The sequence below is a fragment of the Pseudoalteromonas sp. K222D genome, from assembly GCF_017653575.1.
GTDB lineage: Bacteria > Pseudomonadota > Gammaproteobacteria > Enterobacterales > Alteromonadaceae > Pseudoalteromonas > Pseudoalteromonas nigrifaciens.
In genome coordinates, this window is sequence record NZ_JAGGDL010000009.1 from 1 (window position 1) to 23758 (window position 23758).

At 39.0% G+C, this 23758-nt stretch carries 26 protein-coding genes; 18 read left to right on the forward strand and 8 right to left on the reverse strand.

Annotated features, from left to right (window positions below):
- Nucleotides 1-96: 96 nt before the first annotated feature.
- From J5X91_RS06600 to J5X91_RS06610, 3 genes are read left to right on the forward strand one after another with little or no spacing between them, the layout of a single operon-like run.
- Nucleotides 97-2565: a YdbH domain-containing protein gene (locus J5X91_RS06600; protein ID WP_208834281.1), complete on the forward strand. Its 2469-nt coding sequence runs from the start codon at nt 97-99 to the stop codon at nt 2563-2565.
- Between the two features lie 2 nt (nt 2566-2567).
- Entirely contained in the window at nt 2568-2765 is a 198-nt protein-coding gene (locus tag J5X91_RS06605) for a YnbE family lipoprotein (RefSeq protein ID WP_011328985.1), read from the forward strand.
- 11 nt (nt 2766-2776) lie between these two features.
- Nucleotides 2777-3106 carry a YdbL family protein gene (locus J5X91_RS06610; protein WP_011328984.1) on the forward strand — a complete coding sequence of 110 codons (330 nt, stop codon included), beginning with the start codon at nt 2777-2779 and terminating at the stop codon, nt 3104-3106.
- A gap of 33 nt (nt 3107-3139) precedes the next feature.
- On the opposite strand, the gene J5X91_RS06615 is transcribed toward J5X91_RS06610, so the two are convergent.
- Together J5X91_RS06615 and waaA are read right to left on the reverse strand one after the other, a co-directional pair.
- Nucleotides 3140-3688, reverse strand: a complete 549-nt coding sequence (locus J5X91_RS06615; protein ID WP_208834282.1) for a DUF1415 domain-containing protein — start codon at nt 3686-3688, stop codon at nt 3140-3142.
- Nucleotides 3685-4968 carry a lipid IV(A) 3-deoxy-D-manno-octulosonic acid transferase gene (waaA, locus tag J5X91_RS06620; RefSeq protein ID WP_208834283.1) on the reverse strand — a complete coding sequence of 428 codons (1284 nt, stop codon included), beginning with the start codon at nt 4966-4968 and terminating at the stop codon, nt 3685-3687. Before waaA ends, J5X91_RS06615 begins: the two co-directional genes overlap by 4 nt.
- 238 nt (nt 4969-5206) lie before the next feature.
- Between waaA and J5X91_RS06625 the strand changes: the two genes are divergently transcribed.
- Both J5X91_RS06625 and hldE read left to right on the forward strand, forming a co-directional pair.
- Nucleotides 5207-5797, forward strand: coding sequence for an SIS domain-containing protein (locus tag J5X91_RS06625; RefSeq protein ID WP_011328981.1), 591 nt, complete (start codon nt 5207-5209; stop codon nt 5795-5797).
- On the forward strand, nt 5797-7236 hold the full coding sequence (gene hldE, locus J5X91_RS06630) for a bifunctional D-glycero-beta-D-manno-heptose-7-phosphate kinase/D-glycero-beta-D-manno-heptose 1-phosphate adenylyltransferase HldE (RefSeq protein ID WP_208834284.1): 1440 nt from the start codon (nt 5797-5799) through the stop codon (nt 7234-7236). The genes J5X91_RS06625 and hldE overlap by 1 nt, the downstream gene beginning before the upstream one ends.
- A 103-nt stretch (nt 7237-7339) precedes the next feature.
- On the opposite strand, the gene J5X91_RS06635 is transcribed toward hldE, so the two are convergent.
- Nucleotides 7340-8845, reverse strand: coding sequence for a capsule assembly Wzi family protein (locus tag J5X91_RS06635; RefSeq protein ID WP_080516829.1), 1506 nt, complete (start codon nt 8843-8845; stop codon nt 7340-7342).
- Nucleotides 8846-9055: 210 nt separating this feature from the next.
- On the opposite strand from J5X91_RS06635, the gene J5X91_RS06640 reads away from it, so the two are divergent.
- Nucleotides 9056-10126: a glycosyltransferase family 1 protein gene (locus tag J5X91_RS06640; protein ID WP_208834285.1), complete on the forward strand. Its 1071-nt coding sequence runs from the start codon at nt 9056-9058 to the stop codon at nt 10124-10126.
- Nucleotides 10126-11211, forward strand: a complete 1086-nt coding sequence (locus J5X91_RS06645) for a glycosyltransferase (protein WP_208834286.1) — start codon at nt 10126-10128, stop codon at nt 11209-11211. The genes J5X91_RS06640 and J5X91_RS06645 overlap by 1 nt, the downstream gene beginning before the upstream one ends.
- Nucleotides 11212-11224: 13 nt before the next feature.
- On the opposite strand, the gene J5X91_RS06650 is transcribed toward J5X91_RS06645, so the two are convergent.
- Entirely contained in the window at nt 11225-11944 is a 720-nt protein-coding gene (locus J5X91_RS06650; protein ID WP_208834287.1) for a 3-deoxy-D-manno-octulosonic acid kinase, read from the reverse strand.
- 123 nt (nt 11945-12067) lie between these two features.
- On the opposite strand from J5X91_RS06650, the gene J5X91_RS06655 reads away from it, so the two are divergent.
- The 6 genes from J5X91_RS06655 (at nt 12068) to glpG (ending at nt 17356) form a co-directional block, all read left to right on the forward strand.
- Nucleotides 12068-13126, forward strand: coding sequence for a glycosyltransferase family 9 protein (locus tag J5X91_RS06655; RefSeq protein ID WP_208834288.1), 1059 nt, complete (start codon nt 12068-12070; stop codon nt 13124-13126).
- Nucleotides 13126-13683, forward strand: a complete 558-nt coding sequence (gene gmhB / locus J5X91_RS06660; RefSeq protein WP_011328974.1) for a D-glycero-beta-D-manno-heptose 1,7-bisphosphate 7-phosphatase — start codon at nt 13126-13128, stop codon at nt 13681-13683. Before J5X91_RS06655 ends, gmhB begins: the two co-directional genes overlap by 1 nt.
- Before the next feature lie 176 nt (nt 13684-13859).
- Nucleotides 13860-15053, forward strand: coding sequence for a glycine C-acetyltransferase (locus tag J5X91_RS06665; protein WP_208834289.1), 1194 nt, complete (start codon nt 13860-13862; stop codon nt 15051-15053).
- A gap of 50 nt (nt 15054-15103) precedes the next feature.
- A complete protein-coding gene (gene tdh, locus J5X91_RS06670; protein ID WP_011328972.1) occupies nt 15104-16129 on the forward strand; it encodes an L-threonine 3-dehydrogenase in 1026 nt (341 codons plus the stop codon).
- Nucleotides 16130-16217: 88 nt separating this feature from the next.
- Nucleotides 16218-16535 (forward strand): thiosulfate sulfurtransferase GlpE, encoded by a 318-nt coding sequence (gene glpE, locus J5X91_RS06675; protein WP_011328971.1) that lies wholly within the window; start codon nt 16218-16220, stop codon nt 16533-16535.
- Nucleotides 16532-17356, forward strand: coding sequence for a rhomboid family intramembrane serine protease GlpG (gene glpG, locus J5X91_RS06680; protein WP_208834290.1), 825 nt, complete (start codon nt 16532-16534; stop codon nt 17354-17356). The genes glpE and glpG overlap by 4 nt, the downstream gene beginning before the upstream one ends.
- Here the strand turns inward: glpG and J5X91_RS06685 are convergent.
- The gene (locus tag J5X91_RS06685) at nt 17353-17751 is read right to left on the reverse strand and encodes a flagellar basal body-associated protein FliL (protein WP_208834291.1); all 399 of its coding nucleotides are present in this window, start codon (nt 17749-17751) and stop codon (nt 17353-17355) included. The genes glpG and J5X91_RS06685 overlap by 4 nt on opposite strands.
- A gap of 155 nt (nt 17752-17906) precedes the next feature.
- On the opposite strand from J5X91_RS06685, the gene J5X91_RS06690 reads away from it, so the two are divergent.
- Nucleotides 17907-18452, forward strand: a complete 546-nt coding sequence (locus J5X91_RS06690) for a chorismate lyase (RefSeq protein ID WP_011328968.1) — start codon at nt 17907-17909, stop codon at nt 18450-18452.
- Nucleotides 18449-19327 (forward strand): 4-hydroxybenzoate octaprenyltransferase, encoded by an 879-nt coding sequence (ubiA, locus tag J5X91_RS06695; RefSeq protein WP_086994012.1) that lies wholly within the window; start codon nt 18449-18451, stop codon nt 19325-19327. Before J5X91_RS06690 ends, ubiA begins: the two co-directional genes overlap by 4 nt.
- 18 nt (nt 19328-19345) lie before the next feature.
- Here the strand turns inward: ubiA and J5X91_RS06700 are convergent, their stop codons facing one another.
- The 3 genes from J5X91_RS06700 to J5X91_RS06710 form a co-directional block, all read right to left on the reverse strand.
- Complete coding sequence (locus tag J5X91_RS06700; protein ID WP_041454529.1) at nt 19346-19966, reverse strand: 2OG-Fe(II) oxygenase; 621 nt, start codon at nt 19964-19966, stop codon at nt 19346-19348.
- Nucleotides 19967-20058: 92 nt separating this feature from the next.
- On the reverse strand, nt 20059-20943 hold the full coding sequence (locus tag J5X91_RS06705; protein WP_208834292.1) for a LysR family transcriptional regulator: 885 nt from the start codon (nt 20941-20943) through the stop codon (nt 20059-20061).
- A 304-nt stretch (nt 20944-21247) separates the two neighbouring features.
- Complete coding sequence (locus J5X91_RS06710; RefSeq protein WP_208834293.1) at nt 21248-21670, reverse strand: DUF2721 domain-containing protein; 423 nt, start codon at nt 21668-21670, stop codon at nt 21248-21250.
- 80 nt (nt 21671-21750) lie between these two features.
- Here J5X91_RS06710 and J5X91_RS06715 point away from each other — a divergent pair, with 80 nt between their 5' ends.
- From J5X91_RS06715 to tsaD, 3 genes are read left to right on the forward strand one after another with little or no spacing between them, the layout of a single operon-like run.
- The gene (locus tag J5X91_RS06715) at nt 21751-22113 is read left to right on the forward strand and encodes a DUF2007 domain-containing protein (RefSeq protein WP_208834294.1); all 363 of its coding nucleotides are present in this window, start codon (nt 21751-21753) and stop codon (nt 22111-22113) included.
- Nucleotides 22097-22687, forward strand: coding sequence for a YjaG family protein (locus J5X91_RS06720; RefSeq protein WP_011328962.1), 591 nt, complete (start codon nt 22097-22099; stop codon nt 22685-22687). Before J5X91_RS06715 ends, J5X91_RS06720 begins: the two co-directional genes overlap by 17 nt.
- A gap of 53 nt (nt 22688-22740) precedes the next feature.
- Complete coding sequence (gene tsaD / locus J5X91_RS06725; protein WP_011328961.1) at nt 22741-23754, forward strand: tRNA (adenosine(37)-N6)-threonylcarbamoyltransferase complex transferase subunit TsaD; 1014 nt, start codon at nt 22741-22743, stop codon at nt 23752-23754.
- Nucleotides 23755-23758: the final 4 nt, after the last annotated feature.

A 23758-nucleotide genomic window follows, 5' to 3' on the forward strand; every position in this document is an offset into this window, starting at 1 on the left:
AACCTAGAACCTAGAACCTAGAACCTAGAACCTAGAACCTAGAACCTAGAACCTAGAACCTAGAACCTAGAACCTAGCACTAATATTAAGGATAATATGTTTAAGCGTGTGAGTTTAATTATTAGCAGTTTATTACTAAGCATAATTTTGCTTGGTTATATATTTCGTTTGCCATTAGTCCAGTGGGCTATAACACCGCAATTAGAAAAAGCGGGTATTACACTCAGTTGCTTAGATTTTTCGGTTACAGCTCAATTAAATGTTCATGCCGACAAAGTATGCTTAACTTATCAAAATCAACAATTAGAGCTAATCGATATTACTGTAAATACAAAGCAAGTGATTGTTGAGCATGCAGTATTAAGTATAAATCCACTTCCCAAAAGCAATCAAAGTAGTCAAGCGGCAAAAAAACTTGCTCTCGCGCTGCCAGAAGAACGTCCATTAATTGCTATAAAACAGCTGGTAATAAAGAGTAATGACTTTAACAAGCCACTAAAAATAAATTTAGCAGAGCCGATTTTAAATCAATTTAATATAACAGGCGATATAAACGCTAAAGCAATTTTAGCTAATAATAAACTAATAGGGCAGTTTTCTGTTGATTACTCTCTGTTAAAGCAGCTTATAAATACCGAAAATACAGCTGTTGCAGGTATTAGCTTTAGTACTCAGCAAGTATTTAGCTTTGATGGTATTGAACTGCAGTTAAATGGCGATGTAAACGCACAGTTTGAATATGCTATGGAGCAGTGCCGGCTTGAAGCATTGGCTAATGGTAGGTTAATTATTGGTTTTAATTTAAATAGTAAATTAGTTGAGCTAGATTCGAGTTTGTTAAACAATAAATTAAATTTAACGCCTACGTGTAGCTCACTCATTCCGCCGAGTGATTATGCTGATTTTATAGCTGAGCAAACCCCTTTAAATTGGCAGATTAAACTTCCTAAAGTGATTAGTATTACTAATAACCACCTTACTTTGCCAATGCTAAATATAATTAGCGAAGGAGATAATCAATTTGAAATAACTCTAATGGAGTCAGAGCTTAATTTTACCAACCTTTGGGCGGATTTTAAAAGCATGTTAGCGGTTAGTATAAGTACGCCAGATATTAAAAACATTGAGCTTAATGCAGAATTTAAAAATAACACACTTAAAGGTAATTATACTGTTGCGCTTAATTCACTTCCCGATTTTATTGCCAGTACTAGTAGTAATAAAATTAGCGCTAATAAAGTTAACGCCTCAGGGCAATTTAATTTAATAAATATAGTCGATGGAAAACCAAGTGGTAATGCTACAAGTAGATTAACAGCCGCAAAGGTTGATTTTGCACAACTGAGTGTAGAGCAATACGAAGGTCGCTTAACGGCACAGCTAGATGATGCTTTAAACGCACAAATAACACTAAAAACCCTATTTAAAACGTTAAAATATAACGAATTTAAATTAACAGATATAAGCAATACCATAACTGCTAAAGCAAATTTAACTCATGGTGAATTATTTGCAGACCTTAGTGCTAATACAGTAATAAATAAATTTAATAGCCCTGTTATAAAACTCAATAATATAAAAGTTGCTTCTATAGGGTTGCAAAGTCGCGCTCTAAAAGCATCACATCACGTATTTGTAAACGATATTGAATTAGCGGTAAACCATCATATATCGGCAGTGGAACATCCATTTGAAATAGTAGTACCTACACAAAGTATAGTGTTATTAAATACCTTTATTCATCAGTTTGAGCCATTAGCGCAGCTTACACAGGGAACGTTTAATGGCCGAATCAGCGGGGATGTAAATTTACAACATGCCTCGTTTGCAATGGAGTTAAACAACGTAAGTGCGCTTTATAACGATTACCTTGCCAGCGATTTAAGTAGCCAATTTGTTGGCGAATATAATTCAGGGCAGCTTAATGTAAAACCCACTACCTTTAACTTAAATGAACTAAGGGCTGGTGTTGTTATTAAAAACATTAAAGGGAACTGGCAGGTTAAAAACAATAATGCGCGTATGTTTGACATTGCAGGAGCGTTATTTGATGGTGAGTTTAGCCTTGATAAATACTCACTTAATGACCTGCAGCAAGTTGCTAATGTTAAATTTAAAAACATTGATGCCAGTAAACTTATTACACTTGATGAACAGTCGGGGATTACGCTTTCAGGGCGTTTTGCCGGCACTTTGCCAGTGCACTTTAATAACACGGGTATTGAGGTAGTAAATGGCAGTTTAAGTAATCAAGGAACGGGTAAGTTAATGATTACTAATAACGCAGCATTTGATTCAGTTATGCAGCAGCAACAAGAGTTACAGCCTGTATTGGGATTACTTAGAAATCTTGATATACAAAAGCTTAATAGCAGTGTGGCACTTAAAAGTGATGGTTGGCTAAAGCTTGGCGTAAATTTGCAAGGTTATAATAAGCAAGCAGAGCAGCAAGTTAACTTTAATTATAATCATGAAGAAAATATATTTACTTTATTACGCGCATTGCGCTTAAGTGATGAAATTACACAAAAAGTTGAGCAACAATACTCACAAAAAGGAAACTAATGATGAAACAGTCGTTAAGCATAAAAGTACTTATTGTATTTGCAGCAATAAGTGCCCTTGGTGCGTGTACGCACCGAGTAGAGGTAGCTGCTAAAGAGCCTATTACAATTAATTTAAATGTGAAGGTTGATCACGAAATTCGTGTAAAAGTAGATAAAGAACTCGATAATTTATTTAGTGACGACAGTGAGTTATTTTAAGGAGCTAGGATATGAAAGTTAACAACAAATTAAGCATAATTACATTAGTTAGTGCTGTATGTATGTCTTTTTCGGCATGGGCTATTAGTTTAGATGATGCTAAAAGCCAAGGTTTAGTAGGCGAAGATAGCTCAGGCTATTTGGGCTTAGTGGTACAAAATGCAGAGGCTAAAGTGGTCGTTGATACCATTAATGCTAAGCGTAAAGCACAGTATTTAAAATTAGCGCAAAAAAATAACTTGTCACTGTCGCAAGTAGAAGCGTTAGCGGCGGCAAAAACAATCGAAAAAACCCAAAGAGGTCATTTTGTTGAAGTAAATGGTAATTGGGTTAAAAAATAACGAGTTATTTACTGTTATATATAACCGAGCGCTTTAAGCGCTCGGTTTTTTACACCCTTCGAGTAACTGTTGCCAAAAATCGATACCCTTGCGCCTTGCTAAATTTATATTATGCTCAGGTATAGATTCGGGTTCGTTATAACTCTCAAGTGCTGCACTCATACTTGCTTCGCGAATTAAATGCAAAGTAGGAAAAGGGGAGCGATTAGTATAGTTTGCCGCATCGCTTGCATCGCTATCGGCAAATACATAATCGGGATGAAAATTAGCAATTTGATACTTACCTTCAAAACCTTGGGCTGCTAACAGCGCGTTGGCTAAGTCAACCAAGTCTAAAAAGTCTTCAAAGTCGCTAAAGCCGTTATCAAACATAATAAGTGTGGTTTCGCGTGCAGCCTCTCGGTCAAGCTCAATACATTGCTCAAGCATGTCCATTACGGCATCGTCTATGCTGCTAGCAGGGCTTACAAAATAATGAATACAGTTATTTTCTACTTCTTTGCGGGCAAAGGGACAAAAGTTATATTTTACAATAACATTTGAAACCCATTCGCGGGTTTGGCTTATGGCTATGTTGGTCACGGTTTTGGCTCTAAATATTGATTAATAATGTTAAGTGTTTTTTGTATAGCACCTTGGTTATTGGCCACGCATTGCGCTGCTTTTTTACCTAAAGTTTGGCATGCTTTGCTGTTTTGATTTAATGCTATAAGTTGTTGTGTTAGCTCATCAGCATTATCAACCACAATAGCGCCTTTGAGCTTTATAAGCTCAGGGTAAATATGATCAAAGTTATAGGTATGCACCCCGCTGATAACGCCCACTGAAAATGCAGCTGATTCAAGTGGATTATGGCCACCGCGACGAATTAAACTACCGCCAATAAAACTCACATTAGCAGCGCCATATAAGTATTGCAGCTCGCCAAGCGTATCCGCTAACAAGACGTTTTCGTTATTATAATTATTATTGCTGCGACGACTAAAACTCAGTGTACTTTGCGTTAGTAAATCTGCAACCTTATCGAACTGTTCAGGATGGCGCGGCGCTATTATGAGTAACGCATTGGGTTGTTTTTCTAATAGATTTTTATGAGCGCTAATTACCTGCTCATGCTCGATAGGGTGAGTGGAGCCTGCAACCCATATAAAGCGCTGCTCAAAATTATAAAGCGGTTTGAGTGCAGTTACCTTAGTTAGTTGCTCTTGGGTAGGTGTAATATCAAATTTTATTGAACCTGTAACTTTACTTTTATGTGGCTCAAGGCCAAGCTCTATAAAGCGTTTGGCGTCAGTTTTATTATGACTGGCCAATACAGTGATAGAGCGCATAATAATATGCGTTAGCTTAGCTACTTTTTGATAACCCTGTTGCGATTTTTCAGACAAGCGAGCGTTTAAAACAAGTACCGGAATATTTCTATTGCGACTACTTGCCATAAGGTTGGGCCACAGTTCAGTTTCTAAAATACACAGGGCTTGTGGCTTTACTCGTTTTAAAAATCGGGCGGTTGCAAATGGAAAGTCCATAGGTAAGTAGCAGCAGGCTACCGTGTTTTTAAACTGCGTAATGATTTGCTCACGACCAGTAGGGGTGTTGCACGTTATAAGTATATTTAATTTAGGGTGCGCTTTTTGTACTGCTTTGATCAGGGGGGTAGCGGCGAGTACCTCACCTACAGATGCACAATGCACTAGCAGCGGCTTATTGTTATTGGCAAATAAAGACTTGTCCACAAAACCAAAGCGCTGTTTAAAGTGCGCTCTATAACCTGGGTTTTTTTTACCGCGTAATACATATAAATAAAATACGATTAGTGGGCTAATAATCATTAATGCGAGTGAATAAAAAATGCGTGCCATACTAAGCTTTTATAAGGGTAAGTCGTCTTAGTTTAACGTGAAAATGATCAATTCTAAACACAGAAAAGATAAAATATGGTTTGTGTTCAGCTGCTACCCGATAAAATAATAATAACGCTATTCAAGTTAGCTCAAAATACCTGTTTCAGTAATATGTATATTGAGGTGATTTGGGTATAGATTTATGGAATAATGAAATTAATTTTTCCTGCCATTTCAATTCCTAGAGGAATTTACCATGTCAATTATCGATTCAGTAGCAACGAGTTACCTTGAGAGTTTAAATCGTCATTTAGCATTATTTGAAACGATGGAGGCTTATCATCAAGAGTCTATGCAATTGTTAGAAGTGTGTCATAGTGCATTACAAGCAGGCGGTAAGGTTGTTTGGCTTGGAAACGGTGGTAGTGCGGCCGATGCACAGCATTTAGCGGCAGAATTTGTAGTGCGTTATAAATTAGAGCGTGGTCCACTTGCATCTATGGCACTTACAACCGATACGTCAATTTTAACTGCGCACAGTAACGACTATCATTTTGACACTGTGTTTGAACGCCAAGTACAAGCCTTATGTAAACCAGAAGATTTAGTTATAGGGTTAACCACATCAGGTACAAGCGCCAATATTAATCTAGCGTTAGCAGCAGCGAATAAAATAGGGGCCTTTACCGTAGCATTAACGGGGCGTGATGGCGGTGAAGTTAAAAATATTGCCAAATTACCTATTATTATTAAAAACGATGAAACAGCGCGAATTCAAGAAGCACACATGTTTATTGGCCATTGGTTATGTGAAGCTATTGATATGGTAGTTGCGGAGCAGCAGTAATGGATTTATCGCTATTAAAAAACTTATCAGCCGCACGTATTTTGGTGGTTGGCGATGTAATGCTTGACCGTTATTGGTATGGTGATTCAGGGCGTATTTCCCCAGAAGCTCCGGTACCGGTAGTAAAAGTAAGTAAATTAGAAGACAAAGCCGGTGGCGCAGCAAACGTGGCTAAAAATATAGCTCGATTAGATGGTAAAGTAGGCCTACTTGGCTTAATAGGCGAAGATGAAGGTGGACAGATACTAGAAGGCATTTTAGAAGGTGAAAAAATAAATTCACAGTTAGTAAGTGTATGCGACTTACCGACAATTTCTAAAATGCGAGTGATTAGCCGTCATCAACAAGTTGTACGGCTAGATCTAGAAGAGACGTTTACAGAGCAACACAGCCAGCTGTTATTAAACCGTTTAGAGCTAGTACTTGATGAGTACGATTTTATAGTGTTTTCTGATTACAATAAAGGTTCATTGAGCCTGATTGAAAACATGATAAGCCTAGCTAAAAAAGCAGGGAAAACGGTACTCGTTGATCCTAAGTCGTCTGATTTACATTTATATAGAGGTGCAGACTACATTACACCAAATTTAAATGAGTTTAAATTAGCGGGTGGGCAAACAGACTCAGAAGAGGGCTTGGCAACAAGTGCGCGTAAGCTCATAAGTGACGCAGGCATAAAAGCAATGTTGCTAACGCGTTCAGAGCAAGGAATGTCGTTAATTAGTGCGACTGAAAAATATGATTTTGCCGCGCAAGAGCTTGAAGTCAGTGATGTAACCGGCGCAGGCGATACAGTTATAGCAACTCTCGCCGTGATGCTAGGGGCGGGAATGACACCTAAAAATGCGGTAGAAATTGCTAACTTAGCAGCGGGCATTGCGGTGAGTAAATTAGGTGCGGCCACAGTGTCGCCAGAAGAACTTAGTCGTAAGCTGGGTCAATATTTACATGCCACTGGTGAGCATTATCAAACTCCGTTTGACGATGTGCTGCAGCATATAGAGTTTGCAAAACAAAATGGCGAAACAATTGTATTTACCAATGGCTGCTTTGATATTTTGCATGCTGGGCACGTACGCTATTTAGCACAAGCAAAAGCGCGTGGCGATAGATTAGTGGTGGGGCTAAATAACGATGCGTCTATATCACGATTAAAAGGCGCCGATAGGCCAATTAATCCGCTAGATGAAAGAGCTATGGTATTAAGTGCACTTTCCTCTGTTGATTGGGTTATTCCATTTGGTAGTGCGGATGAAAATGACACACCGGCTAAATTAATTGAGAAAATTAGCCCAGATATTTTAGTTAAAGGTGGCGACTACACGGTTGAGCAAATAGCCGGTGCTGAGCATGTACTGCTTCACGGCGGAAAAGTTGAGGTGCTTGAGTTTTTAGATGGTTGCTCAACTTCAAAAGTGATTAGTAAGATTAAGCAGTAATTACGACGGTTATTAATGAATTAAAAAAGGGATGAAAACAGTGTTTTCATCCCTTTTTATTTGCACTTATTATCCTAGTTTAGGATAGCCAAAAATCCCGAATTTAAAAGTTATATTCATATTTAGCAAATGCAGATGTGTCGTTTTCTGCTGCATCGTTATTTGATGCAAAAGCGCCTAGCGTTAAGCGCCCACCCATAGCAAGTTGCCTGTAACGTATTTCAAGCTGTTTACTGTTATAAGCTGTTTTAGTAATGGTATTGCCTAAATCAGGGTTATTAGGGTAGCGATCGCGGTTATCATTGTTGTAATCAACATCGCGTAATTTAACTTGCCAATCATTTCCATTTGAAAGCTGGCCTAGCACGGTTAGTACTAGTGATTGCGCATCATTATCAAACGTTGAACCTATGGTACGGCCATGGTAGCGGTAACCCGATTTGTAATCTGAATGCTCGTAATAGCAGTTTTCACTGCTTGATTCAGCAGAGCATGTTACGCCCGTATCTATGTACTCTACATTTACTAATACGTTTTGATCATAAATACGATGAGTAGTTTGTACACCAAATAAATAGGCTCTGTCGACAGGTTTAAACTTTGAGCTGGCATCTTCACCAATAGTACTTGCATAAATTGCGTACGGTTGGCTAAATAAAGTGTCAGACCAGCGAATATCTATACCCGCAAGTTGATTACCAATCTTAGATTTTAATTCATCATCACAAGTAGTAGTGCCATCTATACAAGCTGCTTCACCTGTCACTATATCAATAAAGTCACTCGCTGAACTAGGTTGGCCATCACCAGCCCATTGCGCTGACCAGCTCAGTGCAATTTCTAATTGCTGTAATGGTCTGAAATTAACGCGAGTACTCCACAGTAAAGCATCAGGAATTACACGAGTAGATTCTAACTGAGCCATTTGTGCGGTAAATCCCCATTGGCCTAACCAGCTTAGCCAAGGGGTTTCAAAGGCAGTACTTTGCTCACGAGTCACGCTCATTGCAGGCAATGGTTTAGCGTTGCCCGACATAATTAAACTATTATCAACCCCCGGGCCCCAAAACTGCTCTATGGCACCGGCTCTAAAAATCCAGTTACCTAAACGGTAAGCTATATAACTGCCATCAAAGGAGGTGTCATTACAGTCAGTAAGTGCTTGCTCATCTAGCACTATATCGTCTGCAGTTTTCCCTGTAACAAAACACTTCTTGCCATCATTGCGATAATTAACCGCTACTTTAGCGGCAAAACTGTCGCCTAAATAGGCGTAGGCAGCTGATGCTTCTGACTCTTGGGTATTAGTTGCGCCAAAACTGGTGGCAACAATAGTATCTGAACTTGCAAAAGCAGACAGTTGTACACTATGAGAGCCCGTATTTTCAGACTTGTAACGATGTTTTACCCGTAATAAAGCATCTTGCAAGTTTGGCGATAACTGGCCTAGGGGAGTGTTATCTACTTCACTTATAAAGCTCTTCCACATTAGAGGGTAAGTGGTTACCGGGGCTAAAATAACGCCAGCATCGGCTAAAAGTTGAATATCAGCTCTTAACCCATAATCATCTGGTTTTACCCATGGCTCTGCGTTAACCGGCGCGCTCATTGCGCAAAAAAGTAAAGATAATATAAAAATTTTGTTTCGCAAAGTTCAGATCCTTGTGATTTAAATTACCTTAAGTTTAGCAATCAAAGCACTTTATTGCAGTAACTAAATGGGCGCAGTAAGGCTAAAAATAAGATAAAAAGGGTCGCTATCTATCGCTAAAACTATGTGATTGATATACTGAGTGCCAAATCGGAAATTGAGATTGTAATGAGCAAAAAACGACTTTTATTTATTCCTGTATCATCACCAGAGGGCATTGGTGAATATATGCGTTCACTTTTGCTAGCACAAACGCTAGAAAATGAATGCCCAGGGGATATAAATATCCACTTTATTTTAAACAAACATACGGCTTACGCTAGATGTTGCCCTTTTGAAACCACACTTTTAGAGAGGTCGGCAACCAAAGAAACCAAAGCAGTTTGTCAATTTATTGAGCAATATAAACCTGATGTGGTGGTGTTTGATTGTGCTGGTCGTGCTGAGCATATGAAAGCGGCAAAAAAAGTGGGCGCAAAAGTTGTTTTCATTTCGCAACATGAGAAAAAACGAGCCAAAGGATTAAAGCTTAATCGTATTGGTTTAATTGACGTGCACTGGGTAATACAGCCAGATTACTGCATCGAGCCACTTACATGGCTAGAAAAGCTTAAATTAAATACCTTTGCTTTAGCACCTCCGCATAATGTAGGTCCCTATACTGCGTTTGCCTCTGAGCAACAAAAGCAGCAAGTATTAAACGACTATGATTTAACAAAAAATGAATATTTTATAGTGAATGCAGGCTCAGGCGGACATACTTTAAACGGTCAAAATTGTGCTGATATTTATTTTCAAGCTGCACTGGCCATCACTCAACGTACCTCGCTAAAGGGGGTTGTTGTTTTTGGGCCCAATTACACCAAGCCGTTACCGCAAACTGATGAATTAATTTGCATACCAAGTCAGCAGGGTAGTGAGTTTTTGGCATTGTTAAGCCAAGCTAAAGTAGCGCTATTAAGTGCGGGCGATACATTATTACAAGCTATTGCGGTACAAACTCCTACAGTCGCTTGCGCTATATCAAAAGATCAAAGTAACCGTATTGCACGCTGCGTTACTACTGGTGTGGTAACAAAAGCCGAACTCGATATTTTAGACATAACCAATAAAGTAAATGAGATTATCACTGAACCTAATTATCAAAATATACTCAGTAACTACGCGTTATTTGCAAACGTGCATAGTTTTGGTGTAATTAACCAAGGTGTAAAAGCATTATTATTTGGAAGTAAATAATGAATATAGTGATAGTAATTGATTCACTGGTTGGCGGTGGTGCTGAAAAAGTAATGCTTACTTTGGCTGAGCAAATAGCGACACTTAAACACAATGTGACTATTTTATCACTCGCTAATAGCGTTGAATACGATATCCCAAGTAACTTACAAGTTGAGAGCTTATTTACGGATAGAGCGTCGAAGGTTGACCGTTTTTGGCTACGAAAAGCAAGTGTCGCTAAACTAGAGTCGTGGTTTGAAAAAAAGAGAAGTGAAGTCGGGTACATTGACTTAGTACTGTCAAATTTAGATCGTAGTAATAACCTGCTTGCGCGTAGTAATGTAGAAAATGTCCATTTTGTTATGCATAACTCAGTAAATGCTGAGCTAGCAAGGCAAAAAAAATTAGGGCCTCTTTCTTATTTATACCTTAAAAAAAGTAAACAAAATTTAAATGGTAAATCACTCATTTGTGTATCCAAAGGGGTTGAAAATGAAATTACCCAAGGTAACTTAATTACTCCAAGTGCGATCACTACAATTTATAACCCATTCGATTTAAAAAAAATAAATCAGCAAGCCAGTGAGCTAAACACTAACATTCCTAATGTGCCTTACCTTATTCATGTTGGGCGATTAGCCAAGCAAAAACGTCACGATATTTTATTCGCAGCGTTTGCTAAGTTAGATAAAAAGTACAAACTAGTACTGTTATGTAACAAACCGACAAAGGCATTAAAACTTGCACAGCAATATGGAATTGCAGAGCAACTGATTGTGCCAGGGTTTGAGCAAAATCCGTATAATTGGATAAAACATGCCAAAGCGCTAGTATTAAGCTCAGATTTTGAAGGCTTGCCAACGGTATTAATAGAAGCACTTGCAGTCGGTACACCAGTGGTGAGCACTAACTGTACTTTTGGCCCCAGCGAAATACTAACAGGTGCGCTAAGTAAGTATTTAGTGCCAATACAGCAAAGTGAGCAGTTAGCACGTGTAATTGAACAAGTGCTGGCAGATAAGCCAAACGTTACAAATGCAGCTATTTTACAACAAGTAAACGCAGAGCAAGTGGCTGCCAAGTACTTAGCTTTAGCTAACTAGCAGCTAAAGTAAATTAACGTTTAAGCTTTGTGTAACAAGCATACAAGGCTTGCCAATCGCTGGCTTGCCAGTTAAATACAGGGTTACGGCCTTGTTCTTTTAAAAATGAGCGCTTTAGGCGCTCCATATTACTTTGTTGCCATTGTAAGGCGGGCGTTTTAATTTCGCCGCGATCAAAGTCAATAATATATATCTGGTCAGTGTCATTAAATAAAATATTATTAATGTTTAAATCTGCGTGGTATACGCCTTTACGGTGAAATAGCGCAATGGTTGTTGCTATACTTGTTAATTCAGATTCAGTTAAAGCACGCTCAACAAGTATATCCAGTACACTTTTGGCACCTGTTACCGCCTCGGTAATAATATCACCGCGGTAAATTAACCCGCTTCGAGTCACTTTTGCAGCAATGGGAGTTGGTACATTTAAGCCAAGCTCAATTAACTGCGCCATTAAAGCAAACTCTTTATATACTCGCGTTTGCTCAAAGCCTAAATACAAGTATTGGTCACTGAGTAATTTACCGACCAAGCCACCGCGCCAATAATGTCTTAGCACAGCGGTTAGTTCATTATTTTTAAAAAACCACGCTATTGCGCGGCCTTTTTTAGCACCCACTATTTTATTTTGTTGCTGCCAGTAGTCGGCATTAAACCAGTTTAAATTAACCTGATTTTCATAACTAGGGTGGCTCAGCAGAGTATGCTTACCTTGGACGTGTTGTTTGAACATAGCTCACGGGTATTACTTAAATATGCGCCTATGTTAGCGCGTTTTAAAGCCGAGGATAAGTACTTGCAATAGCGCGATTATAATTTAAGATCGGGTTTTACTATTTAATGCCCAAGGAAACGCGTGACTTCAGTGCCTAACTACTCCTCTATTTGTATTTTAAGACTCTCTGCTATTGGCGATGTATGCCATGCTGTGAGTACAGTACAAGAGATTCAAAAAGCGCATCCTAATGCAAAAATCACTTGGGTTATTGGCAAAGTAGAAGCTATGTTATTGGCTAACTTACCCGGTGTTGAGCTGGTGGTGTTTGATAAAAAACAAGGCCGCGTAGCACTGAAAAATTTAAAGCAAACTTTTAAAGGACAAAACTTTGATGTACTGCTTAATATGCAGGTGGCATTAAGGGCCGGGTTTGTTGCACGTTGTATCCCTGCAAAAGTTAAAATAGGCTTTGATTGGGCGCGCTCAAAAGAGCTGCATAGCCTATTTATAAATAAACGCATTGCAGCGCAGCCACATGCGCACGTGTTAGAAGGGTTTAAAGGCTTTGCTAAAGCCATTGGCGTAAATGATTATCAGCCAAGTTGGGAAATGCCTTATACACAGCAAAATCAAAACACAGCCGATGAATTACTCACTGCAGAATATTTATCTAATAAGCTGTTTGTTATCTCTCCAGCAGCAAGTAAAGCGCAGCGTAATTGGCTTCCCGAACGTTATGCAGCGCTTGCTGATTATGCCCATCAGCAGGGATTTAAAGTGGCCTTGACCGGCGGCCCTACCGAGCTGGAAATAAACCTTGCCAATAATATTATTAAACACAGCCAACACAGCATTTTAAACCTAGTTGGTAAAACTAAGCTTAAAGAATTGTTGTGCGTGTTAAAACGCGCCAGTGTAGTACTAGCCCCAGATACTGGCCCTGCCCATATGGCAGTAACGGTAGGCACTCCTGTTATTGGGCTGTATGCCCATTCAAACCCAGCGCGCACAGGGCCGTATTTATACCAAAACTATGTGGTTGAGGTATATCATCAAAACTTACTTAAACAAACGGGTAAAACAGCGCAGCAGCTGCCTTGGGGCACACGTATTAAAGGTGACGATTTAATGAGCCAAATTACTATTGATGCGGTAAAAGCTATGTTTGATCATGTTGTGCAAAAAGAGTCGTTATAATGAATCAATCACAAAAAAATAAAGCGCTATTTTTAGATAGAGATGGCGTAGTAAACGTTGATCATGGCTATGTGTATCAAAGTGAGCGGTTTGAATTTATCGAAGGAGTATTTAGCACGTGCAAGGCATTTTATGATGCCGGTTATAAAATTATTATTGTAACTAATCAGTCAGGTATTGGCCGTGGTTATTACACCGAGGCTGACTTTATAGCACTGACCAGCTGGATGAAAGCACAGTTTAGCGCACATCAGATATTGATAAGCGACGTTTATTTTTGCCCTCATCATCCTAAAAATGCATTGCCTGAGTATTTAAAACAGTGCGCTTGCAGAAAACCAGCCCCTGGTATGCTACTACAAGGTATTAGTGAGCATAATATCGATCCGCAGCAAAGTATTATGGTAGGCGATAAAAAAAGTGATATGCAAGCTGCAGAACAAGCTGGCATTGCCACGCGCGTATTGGTGCACTCTGGCCAGCAGTTTGATGACAGCGCCAAACAAACTGCAGATTTTATTTTCAATTCAATTAATGATTTACCAGCACTTTTATAAATTTAAATACGCCCCCCAATTCAGGCACTGTAAACTGGCAGGAATTGCTGCCAAATTTATAATTTGCGATGAACTGCAAACAGTGCATTTTATTCGTTAAACTTTTACAATACCCCACATAATAAACAGTAGCTTTGTTTTGCTGTTTAACCTGTTAAATCAAATGGAGACTAAAGATGAGAGCATCTGCTTTTTTTAGCCAGCTACAACAGCAAATTGAAGACGTAAAAACTGAAGGTTTGTATAAAAGCGAGCGTATTATTTTATCGCAGCAGCAAGCTCAAATTGAAGTTGCATCAGGCAAAGTAATTAACTTTTGTGCTAATAATTACCTAGGCTTAGCAAATAGCCCTGAGCTAATAAAAGCAGCGCAAGATGGCTTAGACGCACATGGTTTTGGTGTGGCCTCAGTACGCTTTATTTGTGGTACGCAAGATATTCACAAAACGTTAGAGAAAAAAATCAGTGAGTTTTTAGAAACTGAAGATACTATTTTATACTCATCGTGCTTTGATGCTAATACAGGTCTGTTTGAGACTATTTTAGGCGCAGAAGACGCGATTATTTCGGATTCACTTAATCATGCTTCAATTATCGATGGCGTACGTTTATGTAAAGCTATGCGTTTTCGTTATGCTAATAACGATATGGCTGACCTTGAAAAGCAGCTTATTGCCGCGACCGAAGCAGGTGCTAAAACTAAGCTGATTGCTACAGATGGCGTGTTCTCTATGGATGGCGTTATTTGTGATTTAGCCACTGTGTGTGATTTAGCTGATAAATACGATGCATTAGTAATGGTTGACGACTCGCATGCTGTGGGCTTTGTTGGCGAAAATGGTAAAGGCACACCAGAGTATTGTAACGTGCTTGATCGCGTAGATATTATTACCGGTACCTTAGGTAAAGCATTGGGCGGTGCATCAGGTGGTTATACATCAGGTAAAAAAGAAATTGTTGAGTGGTTGCGTCAACGTTCGCGTCCTTACTTATTTTCAAATTCATTAGCTCCGGCAATTGTGACTGCATCGATTAAAGTGCTTGAAATGCTAGAAAGTGGTGGCGAGCTTCGCGCTAAGCTTTGGTCAAACGCTAAATACTTCCGCGAGCAAATGGAAGCAGCTGGCTTTACCTGTGGTGGTAAAGATCATGCCATTATTCCAGTTATGCTAGGCGATGCTAAAGTTGCATCATTAATGGCTGATAAGTTATTAGTTGAAGGTATTTATGTAACCGGTTTTTCATTCCCTGTTGTACCTAAAGGTCAGGCACGTATTCGTACCCAAATCTCAGCTGCACATAGCATTGAACAACTTGATACCGCCATTGCTGCCTTTACCCGTATTGGTAAAGAAATGGGCGTTATTTAATTTTATTGTAAACCGCGCTATAGCCGCGGTTTTTTAGTTGAGTGTGAATTATGAAAGCATTATCTAAATTAAAAGCAGAACCGGGTATTTGGATGACAGATGCGCCAAAACCAGAAGTTGGCCATAACGACCTGCTAATTAAAATTCGTAAAACTGCAATTTGTGGCACCGACGTTCATATTTATAAGTGGGACGAGTGGGCGCAAAAAACTATTCCTACACCTATGGTTGTTGGCCATGAGTATGTTGGCGAAGTGGTCGATATGGGCCAAGAAGTACGTGGTTTTAAGGTTGGCGACCGAGTATCTGGCGAAGGCCATATCACGTGTGGCCATTGTCGTAACTGTCGTGCAGGGCGCGTACATTTATGTCGTAACACCACAGGTGTAGGCGTAAATCGCGAAGGTGCATTTGCTGAATACTTAGTTATACCAGCGTTTAATGCGTTTAAAATTCCTGATAATATTTCAGACGAATTAGCATCAATTTTTGACCCTTTTGGTAATGCCGTACATACCGCGCTGTCGTTTGATTTAGTCGGCGAAGATGTATTAATTACTGGTGCAGGCCCCATTGGTATTATGGCAGCAGCAGTGGCAAAGCACGTAGGCGCACGTCACGTAGTTATTAGCGATGTAAACGAATACCGCTTAGAGCTAGCACGCAAAATGGGTGCAACACGCGCTGTTAACGTAGCCAACGAAAAGCTTGAAGATGTAATAAAAGAACTCGGTATGACTGAAGGCTTCGATATTGGTCTTGAAATGTCGGGTGTACCAAGTGCTTTTAATTCTATGCTAAATAATATGAACCATGGCGGTAAAGTTGCCATGCTAGGTATTCCACCATCAGATATGGCGGTAGACTGGAACCAAGTTATTTTTAAAGGCTTAGTGATCAAAGGTATTTATGGCCGTGAAATGTTCGAAACCTGGTATAAAATGGCAAGTCTTATTCAATCAGGTTTAGACTTAAACCCAATTATCACTCATCAATATTCAATAGACGACTTTCAAGCTGGTTTTGATATGATGATTTCAGGACAATCAGGCAAAGTGATACTAAACTGGGATTAATTTAGTTTAATACGGTTTTATAAATGGTATTAAAAGGGCGGCTTGAGTCGCCTTTTTTATTGATTTAATTATTTTAAAAGAGATTTCAATGGCATTTAAACATATATCAATAGCACAAACTCTTGAATTATTAGATAAAGAAGACGTAGTAATTGCAGACATCCGCGATCCAAATTCATATCAAGCGGGGCATATTCCAGGTTCTGAAGCGCTTTCGAACGCTAACATTGCACACTTTATGATGGAAAAAGAGTTTGATCAGCCAATAATTATTGTTTGTTATCACGGTATGAGCTCGCAAGGCGCAGCAAGCTACTTAGTGGAGCAAGGTTTTGAAGATGTGTACAGTATGGATGGCGGTTTTACAGCATGGGAAGCGGCCTACAGCGAGAAAGTTGAACGATGATAGAGCTTGGCAGTTTAAATAATCCGCGTGCTGCACAAGGCTTTATAGACTATTTAAAAAGCCAAGGCTTGCAAGGCGAGTTGCGCTCAACAGATGGTAGCACAGTAATTATTAGCGTATTACCTGAGCACTTTCATCAAGTGCAACCGCTTTGGGCTGAGTTTACGCAAAATCCTAATCATGCCCGCTACCAGCAAGCATCTTGGGAAGTTGGAAGCACGCAATCACCGCTTAAGTATCAAGGGCAATCGCTGAATTTAGTGGCGCGATTTAAAGCGCTTAGCTGGCTTAATCAAACGGTTAGCATTTTAAGTATTGTTATTTATATTGCATTTTTATTGGGTGGATTTGAAATAATATATACCACGTTGCAGTTTAATCCTGCCGAGCCATTAACGTGGATTACCTCTGCTATAGTGCACTTTAGCGCCATGCATATTGTATTTAACTTAGTTTGGTGGGTGTCGCTTGGCGATAATATCGAAAAACAATGTGGCAAGCTCAGCTTAATCGGGCTGTTTGTGGTAAGCGCCTTAATCAGCAATTGGGCACAATATTTAATGGTTGGCCCTAACTTTGGTGGCCTAAGTGGCGTGGTATACGCGCTACTTGGCTTTTGCTGGATCCACAGCGCCTTAAACCCTAAACAACCTGCATTAGTAAGTACTGCAATTATTGGTTTTATGCTAATTTGGTTGGTACTCGGTTTTGCGGATGTGTTGTTTATAGGGATGGCTAATTGGGCGCATTTAGGCGGGTTAATTAGCGGTATGGCTTACGCCGTTACCACGTCTATATTAAAAACTAAAAGCCACAATTAATGATATAAATACTTGGTGAACAAGACTTCACGGATGATCTCTTGTCCCGTTTCTTCTTTTAATAAGCTTTTAAGTTTTGCTGCACTTTTTATTCTTATTTCTTCACGCCCACTGAGCGATTTTATTTTATCTTCAGGTTCTTTAGATAAAATTTCAACTAAGGCGTCGCGCAGCAATGGCGTATGGTGCTCTACGGTTGCAATGTCTGATGCATTATTAAGCATTAAATCGATAGTAATGCGCACATAGCCCATTTTTTTACTCGATGTGCCAATGTAGTTGGTAATAATGTCTGGCTCAAAACCAAAGTAACCCACAGTCGAGTCTGCTCGTGCGGTTAAGCTTACTAAACTTGCGATAAGTACAAAAAGGCCGGCGAATACTGTTTTTTTCATGTTAAATGCTGTTTTTTATAAACGTGTTGTAAATAGTCTATACCTTATAGTGCCTAATATACAGCGCAGAGCAACTATTAGTGGCAGTAAATCGTACTTTTTCAAATGCTTTGGCAATGTTATTATTCAACTGATTTTTATTAAGTAGAGCAATTGTGATTACTTTCCCTGTTTCATTATCTGCCGATTGGCAATGTGCCTCACTGTTTAGTGATTTATCGAGTGCAGAGCAAGAGTGGTTATTTGAACCGCATTCATTAACAGCCAAATTAAAAAGTCGCTCACAGTGTTTTAGTGTAAAAGTACTTAGTGAGCAAGAGTTTGAGCTTAGTGCAGAGCAACAACAATTATTAGGCTGTACGCAAACTACTGCGCTTAACCGTGAGGTACTTTTACTTTGCGACAATAAACCGGTTGTATATGCACAAAGCTGGTTGCCAGCAAGTGTTAACGCTGCAAATAATAAATTACATAATATGGGGGAGCGACCATTAGGCGATGTGATTTTTCAAGATCCACAATTAACCCGCACAGATATAGAAATTGCGCGCTTTAATACCCAGCATTCATTACAACAGCTTGTTGCACAATTAAAGTTACCATCGCAAAGTTTACTTGGCCGTCGCAGTCTATTTTCGCTTAAAGACTATAAATTTTTAGTGTGTGAAGTGTTTTTACCAGGAGCGTATTTGTACTCATGAAATTAGCGCGTTTAACCCCAAGCCATATTCCTTATTATATTGCGCTCATGCGTATAGATAAACCAATAGGTACTTTACTATTACTTTGGCCAACATATTGGGCGCTGTGGTTAGCAAATGCAGGAATGCCAAGTTTAACTAACTTTATAGTATTTACGCTGGGTGTTGTGATAATGCGCAGCGCCGGATGCGTTATTAATGATTTTGCCGACAGAAAAATAGATGGTTCGGTTAAACGTACAATGCAGCGGCCATTAGTTTCAGGACAGGTTAGTAGTGGTGAAGCGATTAGTTTGTTTATATTATTAATAACAGTCGCATTTTTACTGGTGTTAATGCTTAGTGTAAATACAATATTACTCTCTTTTGGTGCACTTGCTTTAGCGTTTTGTTACCCGTTTATGAAGCGTTATACACAATTACCGCAAGTGGTGTTAGGCGCAGCATTTGGTTGGGCTATTCCTATGGCTTTTATGGCGTCAATTAATGCACTTCCTATACAGGCTTGGCTGTTATTTATTGCTAATATTTGCTGGACGGTAGCCTACGACACTATGTATGCCATGGTCGACAGAGATGATGACTTAAAAATAGGGGTTAAATCTACCGCTATTTTATTTGGTAAATACGATCGTCACATTATAGGGTTACTTAATTTAGCCTTTATAGCGTTAATGCTCGCTATAGGAGCACTTAATAATATTGGGCTGAGTTATTGGCTTGGTCTTAGTGTTGCTATTGTATTGTTAGTTTACCAACAAGTGCTTATTCAACAACGCGCACGCACCGATTGTTTTAAGGCGTTTTTAAACAATCATTATGTAGGATTAGCCTTTTTTATCGGCTTATTGTTTTCCTACCCTGTCGCATTTTAATAACAGGGTAGAGTATTGTTAGCGGGGTGGATCAATAATGCCACTGATTGACGTGTTTTTTCTGAACCAACCAGCAATCGAGTAGCGTTCATCAACCGCAGGTAGCACTTCATGAACAAAGCGTTCGCTTTCAAATAATACTAAGGTGCCAGCTGTTGGCCTAATAGTAATTTCAATGTCTTTACTTTTAGGTTTATAAATAACTAACTCGCCGCCTTGCTGTGGCGTGTTTAAGTATAAAACGGTGGTAAAAACACGGTTAGAACGACCTTTAAAAGCATCAACATGCTTTTTATAAAAATCACCTAAAGTATATTTTGCGTAGTGGCATTCATAATCAAATAACCCCATAAAAAAACACCGGTTAAGTGTTGTTCTAATGCCTTCCATCGCAGTTTGATAATTTTTTTGGGCTTGCGAACTGCCATCAAACCAGTATGTTTTGTCTTTGCGAATAGTGCTATCAATTTGCTGATTATTTAAGCGGCCAATTCCAGCTAAGCTAAAGTGCGGGTTTATCCGGTAACAATCGGCCATTAAATCAGACATTAAGCCTTCATCAATGGCGTTTTCAACAATAGCGTAACCATAAGCTTCAATATGATCTAAATATATTTCTGAGGTAATAAAGTTGCCCATTGATACTAATTATTAAAATAAAGAGCAGCTAGTCTAGTGCAAAGCAACTTAATAGCCATCATTTATATGTTTAAAGGCACTTATTTTATTTATTAATTTACCGTCATAGCCATTTTTTTTATCAGTGATAACAGGTGCTCTATATGCTCACCCACTTCAATTTTTTGACTCGTTTGTACTATAAGTTGCTCACGGCTTAGGTCTTTATTGGTTTTTAACTGAATAAGATTACTATTTTCAGCAATAGCATTGGTGTGCTCAATGCCTGCTATTGCAAAATGATCTGACTTTTCAAGACCTGCCATTACTTGCTCTATGCTGCCAACTTTAATGCTAGATGATTTGTTTAATCCATCAATGGCTTCATTAAGCATAAGCTGTACGGGTTTAGATTGTGAAAAACAGCCAAACATAGGGTAGTGATCTAGCTCTTGTTTGCTAATGTCGGTTTTATGCGCAAGCGGATGGTTTTTAGAAACAAATAAAATTAGCTGATCAGGTAAGTGAATATCACTACCAATACTGTTTATAGCTTGCGAATAAACACTAATATCTATTTCGCCCTGTTGCAGTTTACGCGAAAGTTCGTGTTTATCTTGAAGTTGCATTTCAATTTTAATATGCGGATATTGATTTAAAAATTGCCCACATGAAATAGGTACAACACTGCTTGCTTTGTTGGTGTAGCCAATAATTAGCTTTTTTTCAATAGTGCCATTAATAGATTGAAAAATACGCTGCTTAGTTAATGCCAACTCACTAAGCGTATTTTTAGCATAATCAAGAAAAAGTTCGCCCGCATCAGTAAGGTGTACCGAGCGAGTAGAGCGTTTAACTAACTCATAGCCTATTTCTTCTTCAAGAGTTTGAATGCTACGTGTAAGCGCCGACGTGCTTATTTTAGTTTGTTCTGCGGCTTGTCTGAAGTGGCGTAACATGCCAAGTGCTATGAATTGTTCCAGTTGTTCAAATCTCACTTTATAGTCCCTTTTTATAAGTAAGTCGCATATACGCGAACATAATAATATTACTTATTAATCTATTAAAATTAATAAGTAATATTTAAATGCGATTGTAAATTTATAATAAATCTCAATTAGCATATCCCTCTTTTAGTATTAATTAAAGAGTGAAATTGTTAAATAGTATTATCCTTTAGGTTAATAACTAATAGTTTGTTATGTGTTTTAAGCTTTTATTATGCAATTAATATATAAAGTAGCCTTGCCTCAAAGAGCAAAAAAGCCACTGCGTAAAATTATTACTTGAAACAATAAGCTTTTATTCAATAAAGTTGCGGCTAACCCGGTTGCTTAGCGGTTTATTTTCAATGCTTTGCAGTTCTATTTCAATGGCATCGCAAGAAATATGAATTTCAAATAACGAAGTTAATAACGATAAACTTAAGCAAGTAAGGCTAACGCCAAATAAAATAATCCCAGTAGTATTAAGCTCTATAAATAACGCAAACATGGAAAGTGTGCATAGTAAAAAAGATACAACCCCATATACCTGCATGGTTCTTATAAGTTTTATACGTTTTCTTAAATTAGTTATTTGCGCAACAACAACAGGGCGAATTGATTCACCTTCACGGGCGTTTAACCCTCTAATTAATTGCGCTAACACTAAAAATCGGTTTGTATAGGCAAGTAGTAACAATGAAATAGCCGGAAAAAGTAATCCTGGAGTTGTAAGTGTCATATTTATTCCTGCAAGCTGGCTAGTTTATGAATTAACACATTAATAAAAAGCATTGTAAACACAAATAAATGAGGTGAAAATTGCAAAATACTAATAGTGATAACTTAACCGTTGACCCTTTCGCATGGATCACAATATATCGCGCTGAAAATAGTTTAGAAGCGAATATAATTAAAGGCTTAATTTTAAATGATGGCATAGAGTGTCAAATTAAAGGTGAAATGCTGCAAGGAGCTTTGGGAGAAATACCGTTTGATCAGGCTCAAGCCAGTGTGCAGGTTTATGCGATAAAAGAGCGCCATGCGCGACAAATATTGGTAAACTACCAGCAAGTAAAACAATCAGCTCCAGATTGGGTGTGTCCTAATTGTAATGAGCATAATGGATCAACATTTGAATTTTGTTGGTCATGCGAGACGTTAAAAAATGACAAAAGCAAATAACTTTCAGCGTATTAGAGAGCTAAACTACTTACAAAAAGCAGTGTTAGCCAGTGCCTTAATTGAGCGTATGCTACCTAACTATGGCCTATTTAGTGAAGCAACAGGGTTTGGTGACGAAACTGTTTTACGCAGTGCTTTGAATGTGTGCTGGGAAAAAATACTGCTACCAAAAAGTAAGATTGATCTTGAAAAGCAAATCGAAAAAATAGAACCCAATGTGCCTGAGCTAGCTGACTTTGATATGTTTGGTACGTATCCGGCAATTGATGCCGCGACCGCATTATTAAGCCTTATGCATGGTTTAATGGCGCAAGATGAGCAAGAGCTCATAAATATAAGTAAAATATCGCAAGCAACGGTTGCCCGCTTTATTGAATATCAAATGACGGTTGAAGGTGAAGTTGCCGATAACAAAGCAATACGCGAACACCCTCTAATGCAATACGAAATGGATGTATTAGGCGAGCTAATTGACTTTGTAGAAGCCATGGGCCGTGTGACCTCTGATAATGTTAAAGAACTTAAAAAACATGTGCTTGCAGATGGGCAAACCAATATTGGTTTAACATTATAAAACGTAAATAATTTAGTTTAAAAAGCACCTAAATAGGTGGCAGGAGAAAAACAGTGCGAATTTTGGGCATTGAATCGTCATGCGATGAAACCGGTATTGCTATATACGATGACGAAAAAGGTTTATTGGCGCATCAATTATATAGCCAAGTAAAAGTACACGCAGATTATGGCGGTGTAGTGCCAGAGCTGGCATCACGGGATCATGTACGTAAAACACTGCCCCTTATCGACGCTGCATTTGCACAAGCGGGTTGCGGCCCTGAAGATTTAGATGGCGTTGCGTATACAGCAGGCCCAGGTTTAGTTGGCGCACTTCTAGTTGGCACCTCAATTGGTCGCTCTCTTGCTTATGGTTGGGATATTCCCGCAGTAGCAGTGCATCATATGGAAGGGCATTTATTAGCGCCCATGCTTGAGGAAAATGTTCCTGAGTTTCCGTTTATTGCTTTGCTAGTATCGGGTGGACACACCATGATGGTTAAAGTAGCTGGTATAGGTCAATATGAAGTGCTGGGTGAGTCGGTTGATGATGCAGCAGGCGAAGCATTTGATAAAACAGCAAAATTACTAGGACTAGATTATCCCGGTGGCCCACGTTTAGCTAAAATGGCAGAGCAGGGAGTAGCTAAGCGATTTATATTTCCACGTCCGATGACAGACAAGCCCGGCTTAGATTTTAGTTTTAGTGGTTTAAAAACAGCAGCATCTATCACTATTCGTGAAAACAATGATGACGAGCAAACTAAAGCCGATATAGCGCATGCATTTCAAACCGCGGTTATCGATACCTTGGTAATAAAATGCAAACGTGCACTTAAGCAAACCGGTATTAAACGGTTAGTAATTGCTGGTGGTGTAAGTGCTAATACGCAGCTACGTTTGCAGTTAGAGCGTGTGATGCAAGGTATGAAAGGCCAAGTGTATTATCCGCGTACCGAATTTTGTACCGACAATGGCGCTATGATTGCGTACGCAGGGATGCAAAGATTAAAAGCAGGGCAATTTGCTACCCTTGATATGAAAACTAAACCACGCTGGCCAATCGACAGTCTAGAAGCCATTTAATAGC